At 70.8% G+C, this 18,477-nt stretch carries 18 protein-coding genes; 11 read left to right on the top strand and 7 right to left on the bottom strand.

Annotated elements, in window-relative coordinates; genetic code table 11:
- Positions 1 to 89: 89 nt before the first annotated feature.
- Both ABZV77_RS13395 and ABZV77_RS13390 read right to left on the bottom strand, forming a co-directional pair.
- Entirely contained in the window at positions 90 to 719 is a 630-nt protein-coding gene (locus ABZV77_RS13395) for a hypothetical protein (RefSeq protein WP_356254832.1), read from the bottom strand.
- Between the two features lie 70 nt (positions 720 to 789).
- Positions 790 to 984, bottom strand: a complete 195-nt coding sequence (locus ABZV77_RS13390) for an antitoxin (protein ID WP_356254829.1) — start codon at positions 982 to 984, stop codon at positions 790 to 792.
- A 226-nt stretch (positions 985 to 1,210) separates the two neighbouring features.
- Between ABZV77_RS13390 and ABZV77_RS13385 the strand changes: the two genes are divergently transcribed.
- Complete coding sequence (locus ABZV77_RS13385; RefSeq protein ID WP_356254826.1) at positions 1,211 to 1,978, top strand: NPP1 family protein; 768 nt, start codon at positions 1,211 to 1,213, stop codon at positions 1,976 to 1,978.
- Positions 1,979 to 2,037: 59 nt separating this feature from the next.
- Here ABZV77_RS13385 and ABZV77_RS13380 read toward each other — a convergent pair whose 3' ends face one another.
- Entirely contained in the window at positions 2,038 to 2,838 is an 801-nt protein-coding gene (locus tag ABZV77_RS13380; RefSeq protein WP_356256024.1) for an endonuclease/exonuclease/phosphatase family protein, read from the bottom strand.
- Positions 2,839 to 3,035: 197 nt separating this feature from the next.
- Here ABZV77_RS13380 and ABZV77_RS13375 point away from each other — a divergent pair, with 197 nt between their 5' ends.
- From ABZV77_RS13375 to ABZV77_RS13360, 4 genes are all read left to right on the top strand, one after another.
- A complete protein-coding gene (locus ABZV77_RS13375) occupies positions 3,036 to 3,989 on the top strand; it encodes a LysR family transcriptional regulator (protein WP_356254823.1) in 954 nt (317 codons plus the stop codon).
- Positions 3,990 to 3,991: 2 nt separating this feature from the next.
- Positions 3,992 to 4,534: a DapH/DapD/GlmU-related protein gene (locus tag ABZV77_RS13370; protein ID WP_356254821.1), complete on the top strand. Its 543-nt coding sequence runs from the start codon at positions 3,992 to 3,994 to the stop codon at positions 4,532 to 4,534.
- Between the two features lie 112 nt (positions 4,535 to 4,646).
- Complete coding sequence (locus tag ABZV77_RS13365) at positions 4,647 to 6,014, top strand: helix-turn-helix domain-containing protein (RefSeq protein WP_356254818.1); 1,368 nt, start codon at positions 4,647 to 4,649, stop codon at positions 6,012 to 6,014.
- Between the two features lie 112 nt (positions 6,015 to 6,126).
- Positions 6,127 to 7,047, top strand: coding sequence for an aminoglycoside phosphotransferase family protein (locus ABZV77_RS13360; protein WP_356254816.1), 921 nt, complete (start codon positions 6,127 to 6,129; stop codon positions 7,045 to 7,047).
- Here the strand turns inward: ABZV77_RS13360 and ABZV77_RS13355 are convergent.
- The 3 genes from ABZV77_RS13355 to ABZV77_RS13345 all read right to left on the bottom strand — a co-directional run bounded on the left by ABZV77_RS13355 (position 7,025) and on the right by ABZV77_RS13345 (position 9,144).
- On the bottom strand, positions 7,025 to 7,771 hold the full coding sequence (locus ABZV77_RS13355; protein ID WP_356254813.1) for a MerR family DNA-binding transcriptional regulator: 747 nt from the start codon (positions 7,769 to 7,771) through the stop codon (positions 7,025 to 7,027). The two genes, ABZV77_RS13360 and ABZV77_RS13355, sit on opposite strands and share 23 nt — an antisense overlap.
- A gap of 64 nt (positions 7,772 to 7,835) precedes the next feature.
- Complete coding sequence (locus tag ABZV77_RS13350) at positions 7,836 to 8,735, bottom strand: alpha/beta hydrolase (RefSeq protein WP_356254810.1); 900 nt, start codon at positions 8,733 to 8,735, stop codon at positions 7,836 to 7,838.
- A gap of 34 nt (positions 8,736 to 8,769) precedes the next feature.
- Complete coding sequence (locus ABZV77_RS13345; RefSeq protein WP_356254808.1) at positions 8,770 to 9,144, bottom strand: VOC family protein; 375 nt, start codon at positions 9,142 to 9,144, stop codon at positions 8,770 to 8,772.
- Positions 9,145 to 9,283: 139 nt separating this feature from the next.
- Here ABZV77_RS13345 and ABZV77_RS13340 point away from each other — a divergent pair, with 139 nt between their 5' ends.
- The 5 genes from ABZV77_RS13340 (at position 9,284) to ABZV77_RS13320 (ending at position 16,845) form a co-directional block, all read left to right on the top strand.
- Positions 9,284 to 12,919: a hypothetical protein gene (locus ABZV77_RS13340; RefSeq protein WP_356254805.1), complete on the top strand. Its 3,636-nt coding sequence runs from the start codon at positions 9,284 to 9,286 to the stop codon at positions 12,917 to 12,919.
- 128 nt (positions 12,920 to 13,047) lie between these two features.
- Complete coding sequence (locus ABZV77_RS13335) at positions 13,048 to 13,722, top strand: RNA polymerase sigma factor (RefSeq protein WP_356256021.1); 675 nt, start codon at positions 13,048 to 13,050, stop codon at positions 13,720 to 13,722.
- Positions 13,719 to 14,873: a CU044_5270 family protein gene (locus ABZV77_RS13330; protein WP_356254803.1), complete on the top strand. Its 1,155-nt coding sequence runs from the start codon at positions 13,719 to 13,721 to the stop codon at positions 14,871 to 14,873. The genes ABZV77_RS13335 and ABZV77_RS13330 overlap by 4 nt, the downstream gene beginning before the upstream one ends.
- Positions 14,874 to 15,265: 392 nt before the next feature.
- Entirely contained in the window at positions 15,266 to 16,204 is a 939-nt protein-coding gene (locus ABZV77_RS13325; protein ID WP_356254801.1) for a hypothetical protein, read from the top strand.
- Complete coding sequence (locus tag ABZV77_RS13320) at positions 16,201 to 16,845, top strand: Asp/Glu racemase (protein ID WP_356254799.1); 645 nt, start codon at positions 16,201 to 16,203, stop codon at positions 16,843 to 16,845. Before ABZV77_RS13325 ends, ABZV77_RS13320 begins: the two co-directional genes overlap by 4 nt.
- 11 nt (positions 16,846 to 16,856) lie before the next feature.
- Here the strand turns inward: ABZV77_RS13320 and ABZV77_RS13315 are convergent, their stop codons facing one another.
- Entirely contained in the window at positions 16,857 to 17,750 is an 894-nt protein-coding gene (locus ABZV77_RS13315) for an NADP-dependent oxidoreductase (RefSeq protein WP_356254797.1), read from the bottom strand.
- Positions 17,751 to 17,837: 87 nt separating this feature from the next.
- Here ABZV77_RS13315 and ABZV77_RS13310 point away from each other — a divergent pair, with 87 nt between their 5' ends.
- Positions 17,838 to 18,464, top strand: a complete 627-nt coding sequence (locus tag ABZV77_RS13310; RefSeq protein WP_356254795.1) for a helix-turn-helix domain-containing protein — start codon at positions 17,838 to 17,840, stop codon at positions 18,462 to 18,464.
- Positions 18,465 to 18,477 lie beyond the last annotated feature (13 nt).

Below are 18,477 nucleotides of genomic sequence, written 5' to 3'. Positions count from 1 at the left end.
CGGGCCGCTCGTACGGGCCCCTTCCTTCCGGGGGCCGAGGCCAAACTCCGTCGCGGAGCCCGTACCGCACAAGCCATGAACCGGACCGGTCAGTGGAGTTCGGTGGTCGCGAGTTCCACCGTGGTGACGACGCGGGTCAGGGACGGCCGTCGGGGCACGGAGCCGAAGCCGAAGCGGACCGGGGGATCCACCGCCGTCAGCGCCCCCAGATCCCGCCCTTCCCACGTCGCCCGCGCCGCCGTGATCGTGCGCAGGTCCCGTGCCGCGTACCACTCCCGGCGTCCCCTGCCCGCGCTGCCGCGCGTCCGCACGCCCGGCATCAGCAGGCGGGCCGGTACGTCGCACAGTCCTGCCCAGCCGGGGCTGCTCGCCAGGCGGTCCGGGACCATGCGCAACAGTCGGCCCAGTGCGGTGGACCGCCCGGGGTCGAAGGCGAGCCGCAGCGGTCCCGCGGCCACGGTCCACCGTTCGTGCGCGGGCTCGACGGCGACGGGGCAGATGACGATCTCGTCGAAGCGGTACGTGGCGGCGACGAATTCCGCAACCCGTTCCGACGGCGCGAGCAGCACACGATGGCCGTCGGCCCGCTCGGCCATGACGTCGGCGAACGCGCCCAGCGGGGAGACCGGCCAGTGGCCGACGACCAGGCGCACGCCACTGTCGGTGCCAAGACCCGCGATCCACCCGTCGAAGCGCATCCGGCGCGTGGTCGCGCGCATCAGGCCCCCGCCTCTCCGTGTCCACGGAGCAGCGGGGGCCTCTGCCGTGCCCGGATCAACCGCCTGCTTCCTAGCCCTGCGGCGGGTCCTGCTGGGACTTGTCCGAGCCGAACTGCTCCTTGAGCTTGTCCTGGGCGGTGTCGACCTGGCTGGAGTACTTGCCCTGGGTCTTGTCGTCGACGAAGTCGCCCGCCTTGTCGATGCCCTGGCCGGCCTTGTCCTCGTGTCCCTTGAGCATTTGCTTCAGCTTGTCCATGACCGTCATGGGCTGTACCTGCCTCTCGCCTCTCTGCGTTCCGCCCCCTCTCCAGATTCAGGGCGCAACGCCCGATCCGCATCCTGTGGCCACAACCGATCTCGAACACGTGGACGAATCCTCTCTGCGCGCAGTGCCGGAACAGCACCTTCCTTGTACGCGTGATGCGGGAATGTTGCGGGCATGACAACCCTGCCCGCCCTGCCCGTGACCCCGAAGCGCCGGAGGAAAACCCTTGCAGCCGAGCCGAGCGATCCGTAGAACGTCCCTGACCGTCGGCGGCGCCCTCACGCTGGTGGTGGCCTTCGCGGGTTCGGCCGTCGCGGCCCCGCCGCAGGCCCTGCCCGCGAACGCCGACAGCACCGAGCAGACGTTCCAACCGGCGTACGACTACGACGGCGACGGCTGCTATCCGACGCCCGCCATCGGCCCCGACGGAACGGTGAACGGCGGCCTCAATCCCAGCGGCGCCGTCAACGGCCAGTGCCGTGACGCGAGCGACCTCGCCAACACCAACGGCTACGCCCGCACCAAGTGCAACAACGGATGGTGCGCCGTCATGTACGGCCTCTACTTCGAGAAGGACCAGGCCGTGGCCGGCAGCGGCCTCGGCGGACACCGGCACGACTGGGAGCACGTGGTGGTGTGGGTGAAGGACGGCCGCGCCGAGTACGTCGCCACCTCGGCCCACGGCAAGTTCCGCATCCACCCGCGCGACGAGATCCGCTGGGACGGCACCCACCCCAAGGTCGTCTACCACAAGGACGGCATCGGCACCCACTGCTTCCGCGCGGCGACCGCGGGCGACGAGCCGCCCGAGAACCACCGCGGCGCCTGGCAGTTCCCGGCCCTCATCGGGTGGAACGGCTATCCGGCGGGCCTGCGCGACAAGCTGAGCTCCCATGACTTCGGCAGCGCCAACTTCGGCCTGAAGGACGCGAGTTTCCCGAGTCACCTGGCTGCGGCGCTGCCGTCCGGTGTGCCCTTCGACGTCAACGCCTGACCGGACGACAGCCGGGCGACGTACAGCCTGGCGACAAGCCTTCGCGCCGGGCACGCGTGCTACTTCGGGTCCACGTCGGTGTACAGCATGTGGTGGTCCGAGTACGCGGTCGGCCGCACGCGATGCTCGCGCGGGACGAACCCTCGCAGGAACACGTAGTCGAACTTGCTGTGCCAGTCGGTCGTCGGCTCGCAGGGACCGGTGGACACGGGGCGGCACTCGGCGTCCGTGTCCTCGGCCAGCGCCCAGATGCGGGAGAGTTCGGGGGCGTCCGGCACGGCGTTGAAGTCACCGAGGACGATGGCGCGGTCGTGCCGGGCGACGGCCGCGGCCAGCACGCGGGTCTGTCCCGCCCGGAACGATTCCTGCTGCCGCTGGGCGAGGTGCGTGTTGAAGACCCGGACGGACCGTCCGCCCACCGTGGTGGTGACCGCCATGTACCCACGGTCCTCGGATCCGCCGTCGGGATATTCCACCTGCACCAGGTCCGTCATCGGCGCGGCCGAAAGGATCGCCTGGCCGAAGCCGCCCGGATTCCACGGCACTCCCCCGCAACGGCCCCAGTCCTGGAGGACCGTCCCGTATTGCACGTGATAATCCAGTCCGTAGAAAATCTCCAGATAATCCCGGATCCGCTCGACGTCACGCACACACGCCTCTTGCAGACCGATGACCTGAGGCGCGTACGTGGCGATCTCCGCCGCCCGGTCGATGTTGCTCACGTCGCAGGGATTGCAGATGTTCCACGTCATGACCCGGTTCGGGACGATTTCCTTGGCGGCGTCCACGGGCAGCGACCGCACGAAAAGGGCACCGCCTGGCGCACTGGGGCCGACGAGCAGCATGAAGACCGCGAACATGGCGCCCGCCAGCAATCGCGTGCCGTTCAACCGCGTGCCCTTCAACCGCGTGCCCTTACGGAGCACCAACGCCTCCTCGATCCGACAGATCCCTGCACGAGATTATGGGACGGGGTCGGAGGACGGTGGCGAGTGTGATCAAACAACCGCTGATCGCCGAGCCACAACGTCCGGTTGTGCACGCCTAGGGTGATCCGGTGGACACCGAGGCATTGCGATCGTTCGTCCGGGCTGCCGCGCTCGGACGACTGCACCATGCGGCCGCCGAGCTGGGCGTGACGCAGCAGGCGGTCTCCAAGAGGATCGCCGCGCTGGAGCGCGAGCTGGCAGTCCGGCTGTTCACCCGCACCGCCCGAGGGGTCGAGCTGACGCCCGACGGCCGGGCGCTCCTCCCCCATGCGCGGAGCATCGTCGCGGGTGTCGATCGTGCCGTCGCCGCGGTCGGTCCCGGCTCCCGGGCCCTGCGGATCGACGTACTCGGACTGCGGAGCGCGCAGGCCGTCGTGCTGCACGAGTACTGGCGGTCGCGTCCCGAGAGCAAGCTCGACGTGGTGACCCTCAGGGTCGACGACCCCCGGGTGGCGGTCGCCGCCGTCGCGGCGGGCGATGTCGACGCCTCGTTCCGTACCGTCACCGATCCGGGCGCGCTGCCGCCCGACGTGCAGATGATCCACGCCTTCTGCAATCCGCTGGAACTCGTCGTCGGGCCGGGGCATCCGCTCGCCTGCGCACCGAGCCTGACGCCCCAGCAGCTGCGCAAGCACCGGATCTGGGTGCCGGGTATCGCGCCCGGCAGCGAATGGGCGGAGTTCTACGACCAGCTCGCCACCGCCTTCGATCTGCGCATCGACGCGGCGGGCCCGCATTTCGGCGACGAAGTACTCCTGGAAACGCTCGCGGACTCCACGGAAGTGGCCACGCTCGTCGGGGCCCGGGACCGGTACGTCTTTCCGGCGCACTACGACCTGCGCCGCATCCCCCTCGTGAATCCGACCCTCGCGTACCCGCTCTCCCTCGTCCTCCCCCGTACGAATCCGCACCCAGGACTCCGTGGAATCATCGCCCACTTCGGAAGTCTGCCAAAGCTTCCCGAGACGGTCTGGCTCCCGTCCTGGGCAACCCCGTCACCGCACCACGCGAAAGGATCGTGACATTGTCCGGCGACCGTCTCCTGCGCATTCACAGCGCGGAGTTCCAGGCCATGGCCGAAAGAGTCCTGCGGGCCACCGAGCTCACCTCCCGCCTGAACGTCCTGCCCTTCGAGGACGAGGAGGGCAAGGCGGAATTGTTCCAACAGATCCTTGGCAAGCCGCTGCCGCCCAGAGTCACCGTCTACCCGCCCTTCTACACGGACCACGGTCTCCACCTGGACCTCGCGGAGCGCGTGTTCATCAACCAGAACTGCACGTTCCTCGACTACGCGGGCATCCGGCTCGGCGAGCGCGTGATGGTCGGCCCCAAGGTCACGTTCATCACCGTCGGCCACCCGGTCGACCCGGTGGAACGACGGGAATGGCTGAGCGGCGGCCCCATCGACGTGGCGGAGAACGTCTGGATCGGCGCCGGTGCCACGATCCTGCCCGGCGTCAGCATCGGCCGCGATGCCGTGGTCGCCGCCGGCGCGGTCGTGGCCGACGACGTCCCACCGGCAAGCCTGGTGACCGGAAGCAAGGCGACCGTCAACCGCCAGTGGTGACAAGGTCTTCGCAGTCGCCGCCGAAGCCGCCTTCGGAACCGTGTTCGGAGCTCTGAGCGTCTCGGTTCCGGAACATGTGACGGGACGGGGCTGGTGGGGACTGGTGGGGCTCATGGGGATGGGGTCGCTCGCGGAGTTGCTTCGGGAGCTCAAGGATCGGTCCGGGCTCAGTTACGGAGTACTGGCCCAACGGCTCCACATGAGTACGTCGGCGGTGCACCGGTACTGCAGCGGGGACGCCGTGCCCCCGGAGTTCGTGACGGTGGAGCGGTTCGCCCGGCTCTGCAAGGCGTCGCCCCAGGAACTGGTGGAAGCACATCGGCGGTGGGTCCTGGCGGATGCAGAGCGGGGCCCGCGGGGCTCGCAGCCCGACGGTTCTGCCGCTTCCGCCGCTTCCGGTACGCCAGGTACTCCCCGAACCTCTTCCGGAGTGCCGGAGGCCGGGTCAGCGCCGGAGTTCGGGGCCGCCTCGGAACCCGGACCCCCGTCGCACCGGCGCCGGACCCCCGTCGTCCTCATCGCCCTCGCGGCCGTCCTCGCCACGGTCGTCGCCGTCGGGTCCGTCGCTCTTGCCCTGCACAACAAGGGTGACGGAGACACGCAGACGCAGCAGCACGTTGCCGGGCCCACCGCCCCGCCGGACCGGGGCGCGCCGAGCGCCGCACCGTCCGACCGCCCCGGGAAGGACTCCGGCAAGGGCCGTCCCGACGGCAAGGACCAGTCCGGCGCCGAGGACCGGTCCGGCGCCGGAGCCGAGGGCAGCACGGGCGACGCCTCCGCTTCGCCCTCCCGGAGCGGGAAGGGCGGCACGGCACCCGGCGCCCCTCGGGGCGGACGGAAGGGGACCGGGCCCAGTGGCGCGCCGGGCAAGGGCCCCGGAACGCCGCTGACGGCGCGCGTCAGGCCGTACCTCTACGACGGCTGTCTGCAGAGCTTCCTGGTCGACCGGAAGCCGGGCGAGATGCCGGAGCCGCCCGCGGATCAGGACGTGCCCGCCTGGGTGGGGGAACTCGACGCGGTCTCGGCCCGCCGCCAGGACATCGAGGTCACCTTGCAGGGCACGGGCAGGGACGACATCGTCCTGCGCGCCATGCACGTCCGCGTGCAGAGCAGCGGCGCCCCACTGGCCTGGAACAACTTCCAGATCCGGACGCGCTGCGAGGAGGAGGTGTACACCAAGTCCTTCGACGTCGACCTCGACGAGGCGGCGCCGCGTGCCACGCCCATGATGGGACAGCGCGACTTCCCGTACCGGGTCAGCGAGCGCGACCCTCAGGTCTTCCTCATCACCGCAGGCACCAAGCTGCACAACGTGCGGTGGTACCTGGAACTGGAGTGGTCCAGCGGCAAACGGCACGGCGTGCTGCGCATCGACGACCAGGGCAAGCCGTTCCGTACCAGCGGCATGGAAGGGCGCCCCACCTACACCTGGCTGGGCTCCGACGGGTGGGGAACGGAGACGCTGCCGGTCGTCGACTGAGCCACAGCGGCCCGAAGCCGGGAAAATCGATCGACAGGCGGGCCCGGTCGGCGCTGTGATGGCCGCGACCGCCCGCCCGCCGCATCTAGCTGGCCCACCGCAGGAGTTGTTCTTGGCGACCGGAAGAACCTCAGACCCCCGCCCCGCGACCTCGGACCCCCGCCCCGCAATCGACGCCGCACTGGCCAGACGCCTGGTCGACGCGCAGTTCCCGCAGTGGTCCGCGCTGCCTCTCGACCTGCTCGACCCGGCAGGTTCGGACCATGTGATCTACCGTCTGGGCGGGGACCTGGCCGTCCGGCTGCCCCGCCACGAGGGGGCCATCGGGCAGGCCACGAAGGAGGCCGAGTGGCTCCCCCGGCTCGCGCCGCACCTGCCGCTGGCCGTCCCGGTACCGGTGGGAGTGGGCGAGCCCGGCTTCGGCTATCCGTGGTCGTGGGCGGTGTCCCGCTGGCTGGGCGGCGAGGTGGCGACCACCGAGTCCTTGGCCGACTCGTCCCGGGCCGCTGTCCAACTGGCCGATTTCCTCACCGCTCTGCAGACCTTCGTACCCGAGGACTTCCCGGTCGAAGGCGGTCGCGAGGACCTGACCGGTGAGCCGCTGACCGACCGGGACCGCGCGACACGGGCCGCCATCGCGGAGCTCGACGGCGTGTTCGACGCCGCGGCGATGACCGAGCTGTGGGACGCGGCGCTCGACGCACCCGGATGGGGCCGCCCACCGGTCTGGTTCCACGGGGACTTCCACACCGGCAACCTGCTGACCGTCGACGGACGGCTCAGCGCGGTCATCGACTTCGGCGGCCTCGGCATCGGCGACCCGGCCTGTGACCTCACCATCGCCTACACGCTGATGTCCGCGGGGAGCCGGGCCGCCTTCCGCGCCGCGCTCGGCGTCGACGACGCCACCTGGCTCCGGGGCCGCGGCTGGGCCCTGGCCACCGGCCTGAACGCCTACACCTCGTACGCCGCCGTCAGCCCCCGGGTCGCCGCGCAGACCACCCGCCAGATCACCGAGGCGCTGATCGGCTGAGCAACTCCCGGCGCCGCTCGGCGCGATGGGCGAGGGCGTCGATGATGCGCTGCCACGCCGGTGATGCCTCGCGGATCCGGGAAGACACCAGCTTGAGGTAACCGGCCCGCTCGCCGTCGCGTTCGTGCGCGATCTCCCATGCGTCCAGGTCGTCGACGAGCCGGGCCAGGCGCGGATCGTCCGGGTCCCAGTCGACCGCCCGGTCGCAGGCGAGAAACAGACGCGTCGTCTCGGGGTCGTCGAGTCCGGCGTTCTTCTCCCGTACCCGCTCCGGCACGACCTGCGGGTCAAGCGCCTGCATGAGGATCCATGAGTCGCGTTCGAGCCGGACCCGCCGTTCGCTGATCCCGAGGTCGCGCATCCGGTCCAGGACGGCGATCACCTCAGGGGGCAGCACGAGCCGTTCGCCGCCGACCAGTTCGGCGATCCGACGCCGGTTCTCGTTGAGCCGGTCGATCCTGCGCCGCAGGTCGGCGTCGATGTCGCTGACGGCCGCGGCGAATTCGTCCGGTCGGGCGTGCAACAACGCGTCGATGCGGGCCAGCGGCACCCCGGCGTCGGCGAGGGTCCTGATCCGGATGAGATCGACGGCCGCCTGCGCGCGGTAACGGCGGTAACCGGAGGCGTCACGTCCGGGCTCCGGCAACAGGCCGACGTGGTGGTAGTGGCGAACGGTGCGCACGGTCACGCCTGCGGCTGCCGCGAGCTGGCTGATCGTGAGCACCGTCCTCCTTGGTTCGTGCGCCGAGTCTAATCAGGGGCGAGTTCTCATCAGGGGCGACCTCTCGTCAGGATCGGATTCGGTCGACGACGTCACGGATCGCCCGGACCACGGCATCGGGCCGGTCGAAGCAGAGCCGGTGGTGCGCGGTGTCGGAGATGACGCGTTGTTCCCCGTGCGTGACCGCGTCGACCAGGGCCGCGTTCATCCTGATCTTGCCGTCGTTCATCTCCTGCGTCTCTTGTGTCTTCTGGGCGGGGTCGACGCCCACCACGGTGAGAGCGATCACCGGGACGTCGGGAAGGTCGTGCCCGGCCCGCAGTTCGGCGGCCAGGTCGGCAAGACCGGTGCGCTCGGCGATGCCCGATTCGGTCCATCCCTCGCTCTCCTTCGCCTCGGTCAGCGCCTGCCGCACATGCTCCGGGTACTCCGCGAGCAGCTCGGCCCGCATCTCGCGCAGCGCCGGACGCATCTGTGCCAGCTGCTCCCGCCCCGGCGCAAGACGCTCGACCGCGGACAGCGTCGCCGAGGCGGGCATGAAGTCGTCCCAGTCGCGGTGGAGCGCGTCCAGCCAGACGAGGCCCGCCACCTCCTGCGGGTAGAGCTGCGCGAACCGGTGCGCGTAGAGGCCGCCGAGGGAGTGCGGCACCAGAACGTACGGGGCGGCGACGTGCTGGGCGCGCAGCAGCTCACGCAGTTCCGTGGCGACCGCGGCGGCGCTGCGCGGCAGCGGGACGGGATCGCTGTAGCCCGTCCCGCCGCGGTCGTACGTCACGGCGGTGGTGAACTGCGCGACGCTCTCCTGGACACCGAAGTAGTCCAGGCCCACCGCGCCCGCGCCCGGCAGGAACACCACGGCGGGTCCGCCGCTGCCCGATCGACGGACGAAGACGTTGCGGTCGTCGATCTCCTGGAACCCTCCGACCGGCGGGGCGGGCCGAGTCGAGGCTGTGCTGTTGTTCGTCATGCGGCCAGCCTCCAACCCTGACGCAGGGTCAGGGTCAAGCGCCCGGAAGGAAGAGGCAGAACGGGTGGCCGTGCGGATCGCGAAGGACCCGTACGTCCTTCTGGGGCTGGTGCTCCGCCAGCGTCGCACCCAGGGCGCAGGCACGCTCGGTCTCCGCTTCCAGGTCGTCGACCGCCAGGTCCAGGTGCGCCTGCATCTGCTGGGTGCCGGGGCGTTGCGGCCAGGTCGGGGGCGTGTGGCCGGTCTCCAGTTGGAAGCTGAGGCCGGGGCGTTCCTGTTCCGGCGGCCGCAGGCGGACCCACTCCGGATCGCGTTCGACTTCCCGCCAGCCCAGCAGGGCGCGGTAGAAATCGGCCAGGGCGGGCGGATCGGGCGTGCCGAGGACAAAGGCACCGAGCGTCATGGTCATGCCCCCACCCTGCCCCGGTTCCCGCGCCCGTGCACGGGCCGTGCTCCCGGACAGGGGTTGGCTCGTGGGTGCCTTCTCGGTGCCGTGGTGAATGTGTTCAGCTGGGATGTTGTACGTCGACGGGGGAGGCTGAAAAGCTGTGGGGCGCCGAGAGAAGCCGATCGATCCCGGGGCCGGGCCAGTACAGAGTTTCGCTTACGAGCTGCGCAAGTTGCGGATCGAGGCGGGAACTCCGACGTACCGGACGATGGCCGAGGGGGCGGCGTACTCGGCCGCCGCTCTGGCGCGTGCGGCGGCGGGTGAGGCGCTGCCGTCCCTGGCGCTGGCGCTGTCGTATGTGCGGGCGTGCGGCGGGGACGCGGCGGAGTGGGAGCGGCGCTGGCACGAGGTGCAGGAGGAGGAGGCCGCTCAGCCCACGGCCGATGCCGAGGAGCCGACGGATTCGCCGTACCGCGGACTGGCCCGTTTCGAACCCGGCGATCACGCACGGTTCTTCGGCCGGACCCGTCTCACGGACAGCCTCACCGCCCTGACCGAGGCGCACCGGTGCGTCATGGTGCTCGGCCCGTCCGGCAGCGGCAAGTCCTCCCTCTTGCGGGCCGGACTCGTGCCCTGGCTGCAGAGCGCCGAGGACCCGGGGCTTCGTCCGGCGGCGATCCGCATCCTCACTCCCGGCCCTCAGCCGGTGCGTGACCACCGGAAGCTGTTCGTCCCTGCCGAGGGTCCCGGCGACACCTGGCTGGTGGTGGACCAGTTCGAGGAGGTCTTCACGCTCTGCCGCGACGCGGCGCAGCAGCGGGAGTTCGTGGGGCTCGTGCTGTCGGCCCAGGAGCCCGGGAGCCGGCTGCGGGTGGTGGTCGGAATGCGCGCCGATTTCTACGCGCGTTGTCTCGAACACGAGGGGCTGGCCAGGGTCCTCGGGGAGGCGAGCCTGCCCGTCGGTCCGATGACACCGGACGAGTTGCGTGACGTGATAGTCAAACCGGCGGCGGCCGCAGGGCTGATCGTGGAGCGGGCCCTGACCGCCCGCCTCATCGAGGAGATACGTGATGAACCGGGCGGCCTGCCGCTGCTGTCGCACACCCTCCTGGAGACCTGGCACCGGCGCCGCGGCCGCACCCTGACCGTGCAGGGCTACGAGGCCTCGGGCGGTGTCCACGGCGCCATCGCCCAGACCGCGGAGGACTTCTACACCCGCCTCGCACCGGACCGGGCGGAGGCGGCCCGGCACATCCTGCTGCGGCTGATCACCCCCGGCGACGGCGCCCCCGACACCCGCCGCCCCATCGGCCGGGGCGAGCTCGCCACCGCCCGCTGCGCGACCCCGGACGCGGACCCGGAGACCGTGCTGCAGCACCTGGCCCGTGCCCGTCTGGTCACGCTGGACGACGACACCGTCGATCTCGCCCACGAGGCGCTGATCACCTCGTGGCCCCGGCTGCGCCGGTGGATCGAGGACAACCGCGAGCACCTGCGCCGCCACCGGCGCCTGACCTCCGCGTCCCACAACTGGCACGAGCGGAGCCGGGACAGCGGGGCCCTGCTCCGCGGCACCGAACTCGGCGAAGCCCAGGACGCCTTCCCCACCCCCGAACGACGCGACGACCTGACCGCGCTGGAAAGGGATTTCCTCAGCCAGTCCACCCGCGCGAAACGGCGACGCACCAGCCTGACCCGTCAGGTCATCGCGGCCCTCAGCGTGCTGCTGGCTCTCGCGCTCGTCGCGACCGCCGTCGCCGTACGGAAGACGCACGCGGCCGATGCGCAGCGGCGCCTGGCGGTCTCCCGGGAAAATGCCGCCCGCGCCGACCAGTTGAGGCAGAACCGCCCCGAGGCCGCGATGGTCCTCGCCCTGCGGGGCTACCGGCAGGCTCCCACCAAGGAAGCACGCAACAGCCTGCTGAGCGCGCAGGCCCGCTTCTACGCCAACCAGTTCACCGGGCACACCGACACGGTGGAGAGCACGGCCTTCGCACCCGACGGCAAAACCCTGGCCACGGCGAGCTTCGACCACAGCGTCAAGCTGTGGGACGTACGCTCCCACCGCCTCCTGGCCACCCTCACCGGCCACACCGACGCCGTCAACGGGGTGGCGTTCTCTCCCGACGGCAACACCTTGGCCACGTCGAGCAACGACCGCAGCGTGAAGCTGTGGGACGCACGCTCCCACCGCCTCCTGGCCACTCTGACGGGCCACACGGACATGGTCGAGGCAGTCGCGTTCGCACCCGACAGCCGCACCCTGGCCAGCGCCTCCAGCGATCGCACGGTGCGCCTGTGGGACGTACGCACCCAGCGGGAGCGTGCCGTGCTGACCGGGCCCAAGGATGCGGTGTACCGCGTGGCGTTCTCGCCGGACGGCCGCACGCTCGCCGGTGCGGGCCGCACGACCCGCTTGTGGGACGTGTCGTCCCACAAGACGCGCGCCGTCCTGGCCGGTGCTCCGGGCGCCGCCGTCACCACGGTGGCGTTCTCCCCCGACGGCCGCACGCTGGCCACCGCGGGCGGGGAACACGCAGTGAAGCTGTGGGACGCACGCTCCTACCGCCTGCGGGCGACCCTGACCGGTCACACGAGCGCCGTGCAAGGGGTGGCGTTCTCGCCGAACGGAGACACCCTGGCCAGCGCGAGCGCCGACGGCACCGTCCGCCTCTGGCACCCTCAATCGCACCAGGCCCTGGCCACGCTGACCATGAAGAAGCCGCTGTACGCAGTGGCGTTCTCCCCTGACAGCCACACGCTGGCCACCGCGGGCCAGGAGCCCACCGTCCGCCTCTGGGACGTGGCATCGCACCGCACGACGGCCCGCCTGCCCGACCTCTCGGGGTCGATCACCCGACGGGCACCCTTCGCGGACCGCCGGGCCCACCTCACGGTCGACCACGAGGCCCTGACGGCCCGCTGGTCCACCGCGCCCCCGCGCCGTCGCCCGCTCCCGGCCCGCTTCCCGGAACGCGTCGTCTACTCCTCGGCCAGCAGCGACGGCCGGGTACTGGCCACGACGGATCGCGACCGGACCGTTCGCGTGTGGAACCTCGTGACCGGCAAGCGGATCATTACGCTCCGAAAGGCCACCTGGACCTTGCGGCAAGTGGGCATCACCCCTGACGGACGCACCCTGGCCGCAGGCGGGCGCGACGGCACGGTACGGATGTGGGACGTCGCCACCGGCCGCCCCACGGCCGTCCTGCGCAATGCCCGTCCGGTGACCGCACTGGCGCTCAGGCCCGACGGCCACGCCGTGGCCTTCGTCAGCGACGACGGCATCACGCGCCTGTGGAACACCCGCCCCGGGCAGGCCGCCAGGGCCCTGCCCGGCCCCCCGGACGCCAGCCTGGTCCTGGCCTTCAGCCCCGACGGCCGCACCCTCGCGGTCGGCGGCAACGACGGCACCATCAGGGTCTGGAACGCCGCCACGCGCAGCAGAACCACCAACCTCACCGGGCACACCGGCGTCGTCGTCGGGGTGGACTTCAGCCCCGACGGCTCCACCCTGGCCACCACGAGCACGGACCGGAGCGTACGACTGTGGCGCATGCGCGGCGCCCGATCAGACGCGCACACGACCCTGACCGGCCCTGTCGCGGAGAACATCGACACGGTGCGCTTCTCCCCCGACGGCCGGGCGCTCGCCACACTCGACTCCCACGGGACCGCCCGCGCCTGGAGCATCGACATCGACTTCGTCGCCCGACGCGTCTGTGCCCTCATCAAGGACCAGCACTGGGCCCAATTGCTCCCCGACCAGCCCGTGGAGGACGCCTGCCCGTCGTAGCGGACGACTGACGCACAATGAGGCTCGGGCGGGCGACGCATGTCGAGTCCCCTTTCATATGGCGCAGGTCACAGGAACTCCGCCGGTGCGGCGGAGAGGGAATGACTGTGAGGGACTCAGAGAACGATCTGCGCAAACGCGTGAGAGCAGGCGAACGTGATGCGTTCGCCGAGCTGTACGACCAGTACGCCGGGCACGTCCACCGGCATGCGCTGTGGCTCACCGGCGACTGGGCGACCGCCGAGGACATCATGTCGGAGACCTTCCTGGCCGCGTGGCGGGCACGCGAACGGCTCCACGCGGACGAGGGCTCCCTGCGCCCGTGGCTCCTTGGCATCGCCACCCACAAGGCGGAGAACACCCGGCGCGGCCTCCGCCGCCGCCTGGCGTTCCTGGCCCGCCAGCGGCAGCCGGCCGTGGTCGCCGACTTCGCCCCCGAGGTCGTCGGACGCATCGACGACGCACAGCGGCTGCACGCCGTCCAGGCCTCGCTCGGCCGACTGAAGCGCCACGAGCGGGAAGTACTGACGCTGTGCGTGTGGTCGGGCCTCGACTACCAGCAGACGGCCGAGGCGCTCGGCGTTCCCGTCGGTACGGTGCGCTCGCGGCTGTCCCGGGCGCGGGCGAAGCTCGCCCGGTTCGCCGACGAGGCGGCGGCGAAGGCACGAGCGGAGAACGCGGCAAACGCAGAGAACACAGAGAACACAGAAGCCGCAAGAAACAGGGAACCGCGCACCGCTCGCGGAGAGATGACTGGTGAAGCCGCACTCGCGGCCCTGCCCGTGCGGGAGGAAACAGCATGAACAACAGGGACACCGCTTCGAACTCCTCGAACTCCTCGAACTCCTCGAACTCCTCGAACTCCTCGAACTCCTCGAACGAGGCTCGGCGTTCGGACGCCGACGTCGAGGAGATCGCCCGGCTGCTGCCGCCCCCGGCTCATCGGGTCCTCCCGCACGAGCAGCACCTCCACCACAAGGAACGACTGATGCAACGCATCGACCGCGACCAGGCCGCCCGGACCGCCAGTACCGACCGGACCAACGGGACCGACCGAGCCCGCTCCGGCCCTCGCCCCGCCCGACGGCTGCTGCGCCCCGCCGTCCTGGTGCCCGTCACGGCACTCGCCCTGGGTGCCATCCTCACCACGGGCATCGTCCTCACCACGGATGACGACGCGCCCGCCACCGCGGCGACCGGGCAGCACGACGCACGGGACATGCAACCCGCGGCGGCACTCCTCGACCAGATCTCCACCGCCGCAGGCAAGGGCGACGCCCTGAAGGTCAGGGACGACCAGTTCCTGTACACCAGGGAGAAGGTCCGCGACGCGGACCTCACCAGCGGCAAGGCGGTGGTGAGCCCCGTCAGGGACGTCGAGTCATGGGCCTCGCAGCAGCCGGGCCCACAGCGCAAGCTCGGGCTCACTCGCGAGAACGGGGAAACCCTGCCGATCAATGCTGAACTGGGTGACACCGACGGCACGCCGGAGGGCCCCCACCGGGCCACGTACCACTGGCTGTCCTCCCTGCCCACCGACCCCGACGAGTTGTTGACCGAGCTGTACGCCATGACGCCCGAGTCCGACGAGGCCGAGCGCGACCAGGCCGTCTTCGACCACATCGGGAGCCTGGTCGGCGGGGTGATGCCGCCCAGGACGGCCGCTGCCCTCTACCGGGCCGCGGCCAGGATCCCCGGCGTCACCAAGTTGCCCACGGCCAAGGATCTGACCGGCAGGACCGGCGTCGCCATCGCCCGTGACGACAAGAAGTTCGGTGCCCGCACCGAATGGGTCTTCGACGCGAAGGACCTCACCTTCCTCGGGTCGCGCAGCTATCTCTTCAAGGACACCCAGTACGGGAAGGCCGGGACGCTCATGTCCGCCCGGGCGGTGATCGACCACGCGGTGGTCGACAAGGCGGGCCGGGCACCGGCCGCCTCGCGGGAGAGCTGAGGTCGGTGTGCGGCGGCGGTCGCACCGGGTCCGCGACCGCCGCTTGCCGTCCAATGCCCGTGTCCTCGTGGTGGACTTTGTCCGCATACGAGAGCATGCTTCGGAAGAAGTGGTGGCGCGAGACATACCGAACGCCGAACGGCTCGCCCACCCGACACGGGGGCGCCGGGAGGGGGACCGGCTGATCCCGCGCGCGACGCGGAGGTCGGCCCACCACCGTGACCCCCGCGGACGCAACGGGGGAAAGCATGAAGGCACGGAGCCGCACGGCCTGGTTGTTCAAAAACCGCACCGGACGCCCACCGGGACCAGGCCCCGCCGCACAGGACACATCACCGCCAACCACCAGGCCCACCAGGTCCACCACGTGGCTGCATCGCATGCAGACCCGCATGTACGTACTGCGACACCAACTCGCCGACACGACAGGGCAGTCGCGGGCGGGGGCGGAGGACCTCCTCGACCAGGCCGAGGACTACATGCGGCAGGCCGCAGACAGCCGTAACCTCCGCTGGAGGGTGGGCAGTTGGTGGAACGGGCTGGCATACGAGGGCACGCTGTCGTGCCTGCACGCGGCCGAGGTCGCGATCATCGCCCAGTCGCAGCCCGCCAGGGCATGGACCCGGATCGACGCGGTGCTCGCCCTGGCGGGGCCGCTCTGCCAGAAGGACCCGCGCCTCGCGCTGGTCGAGGAGCTGAAACTGAAGGACTCGCCGGACGACGAGCGGGTGCCCTGGGCCGTCGCGGCCCTCTTGGAGGCCGCCTATGCGGTCCAGGAGGAACGAGGCGTACGCAGCCGCAACTTCCGTAACCGGCTCATCCGCTCCGGCAGCGTGCTGACGGTGCTGCTCCTGGTGACAGCCCTGGTGGCCTGGCGCAGCGCGGGGGCACTCCCGGTCTGCACGGACGGCTGTCCCGGCCGGGCGGAACCGGGGCTGCGCGAAGTCGGCCTGGTCATGCTGCTGGGGATGCTCGGTGCGACCGCGCACGTGGTGGGTCGGCTGCAGAAGATGGGCGGCAGCTGGAACCCGTACAACCTCCCCTTCTACCAGGAGCTCATCAAGCTGCCGATCGGAGCGCTCACGGCCGTGATCGGATTGCTCCTGGTGGACACCGAATGGCTTCCGATGATCAAGGCACCCGACTCCTGGCGCAGCGTCATGGCCTACGCCCTGGTGTTCGGACTGGCCCAGATCGCCCTCACCCGGACCATCGACCAACGCGCGGAGAAGATCCTCGCGTCCGATCCCGACCCGGACGAGGTTCAGCAACTGGAGAAGGTCACCGGCCCGGACACCAGACTGCAAGCGACACCGGAGTTCTTGACTTGACGTTCACCGCGAAGGTCCCGTCGTACGCGGACAATCAGGATCTCGTCACCCGCCTGGGCAAGCCTGCGCTGCTGGCAGAGCCGACCCACGAGCTGGTGGAACGCGGGGCCGAGGCGGTGGCGTATCTGTGCACGGCGTGCAGCTTCGTCGACGGCGTGACCGGCGAGCGGTCGTTGCGGGAAGCGATGACGGAACACGGCGCCAGGCAGGCGCTGACGACCAGCGGCGCCGCCATCGACGCGCTCCGAGCCGTCGGCGCCTCCCGCGTCGCCGTCGTACACCCCTACCAGGAACCGGTCGACCGGCTGCTGTCCGACTACCTCACGGCGTCAGGCTTCGACGTCGTCGCGCTCACGCCACTGGGCCTGGACACGGTCGAGGACGTCCACGAGGTGGCCGAGCAGGACGTACTGGACACCGTCCTCGCCGGAGACCACCCCGAGGCCGACGCCCTCTTCATCAGCTGCACGGCCCTGCCCACGTACGACGCACTCCCCCGCCTCGAACAGCGCCTGGGAAAGCCCGTCATCAGCGCCAACCAGGCCACGGCGTGGGCGCTGCTGGAGGCGGTGGGCGAACGGGCGCACGGCCCGGGCCAGAGCCTCCTCGACGGCGCCCGCACCGATCACCCGCGCGACTGACTGACCGCCCCTCAGACGATGATGACCCGGCGCCCGCGCGTGTGACCGGCCTGACTGTCGACGTGTGCCGCCGCGGCCTCGGCGAGCGTGTACGACTTCTCGACCGGGATGTGCAGCTTCCCCCGGGAGATGAGGTCCGCGGCCTCGGCGAGCGCGTCCGGCACGCTCCCGGCCACGCCGGAGAAGCGGACTCCGAGCTCCGGCGCACCGAGATCGGCGATGGAGACCACCTTCTGCGGATCCCCGACGAGCTCGACGAGTTCGCGGATCACGCCCGAGCCCGCCAGATCGAGAGCCGCGTCGACATGACCGAGCTCCCGCACCCGCTCGGCCCACCCCTCGCCGTACGTCGTGGCGAGGGCACCAAGGCCCCGCAGGTAATCCTGGTTCGCGGCTCCGGCCGTGCCGATCACCGCGATGCCCCGGCCGCGGGCGATCTGCAGCACCGCTGATCCGACGCCCCCGGACGCGCCGCTGACCAGCAGCGTCTGCCCGGGCTGCGCGCCGACCTCACGGATGATGCGCAGCGCGGTCTCCACCACGGACGGATACCCGGCCGCCTCTTCGAACGTCAGGCCCGCGGGCATCCGGCCCCAGGCCGACAACACGGCGAACTCGGCGTAGGTGTCCAGGCCCTCACCGAACACGTGCTCGCCGACCTCGACCCCTTCGACGCCGTCGCCGACCTCGTCCACGATCCCGGCGGCGTCCAGCCCGACCCCGGCGGGGAGCTCGGTCGGATGGGCCCCCAGTTTCTGACCCTCACGGATCCTCCAGTCGACGGGGTTCACACCCGCCGCCCGTACTGCGATGCGTATCTGGCCGGGACCCGCATGCGGCTCCTCGGCATCCAGGAGTTGCAGAACATCGGGACCGCCGAACTCGGCGAAGCTCACTCTCTTCATGCGACCGACCGTAACACTAACGGGTAGTGTTTTGTATCCGTTAGCTTTTCAGAACTGCTACACCTTCGTATTTGATAGCGTCAGCGCATGACCGCCGTGCAGCCCGGCCGCCGCGAGCGCAAGAAGGCCGCGACCCGCCAGAAGATCGCCGACACCGCCATGCGGCTCTTCCAGGAACGCGGGTACGACGCGGTCGGCATCCGCGACGTGGCCGCCGAGGCCGACGTCGCCGTGACCACGCTCTTCGCCCACTTCGCCTCGAAAGAGGCCCTGGTGTTCGAGCTGGACGAAGACTTCGAGCAACGCCTCGTGCAGGCGGTCACGGGCAGGGCACCTCAGGAATCACTCATCCCCGCGCTGCGCCGCGAGATCCACGCGCTGGTGCGCCACTGCACGGCGGACGGCGCGGCCCCGACCTGGCACATGATCGACACGTCACCCGCCCTGCGGCAGTACGAGGTGTCGATGAGGCTGCGCCACGCGGAGTCACTGGCAACGGCAATCGCCGCGGACTCCGCCCGCGACTCCGGCTCCGGCTCCGACCCCAATCCCGATTCGGACCCGCCCCGGACCACGACGGCTTGCCGCACGATCGCAAGGTTCACGATCGACGCGTTTTCACTGGCGCGCGAGGCAGCTGATCCGCAGGCGGCGGTGGACGAGATCTTCCTGATGATCGAGGCGGCGTGGGAGGCCGGGCCTCGGCTCCATTGATGACGAGGGGCCG

This window comes from Streptomyces sp. NPDC004732, assembly GCF_040609235.1.
GTDB lineage: Bacteria > Actinomycetota > Actinomycetes > Streptomycetales > Streptomycetaceae > Streptomyces.
This window is presented reverse-complemented; position numbering and strand designations above follow the sequence as displayed.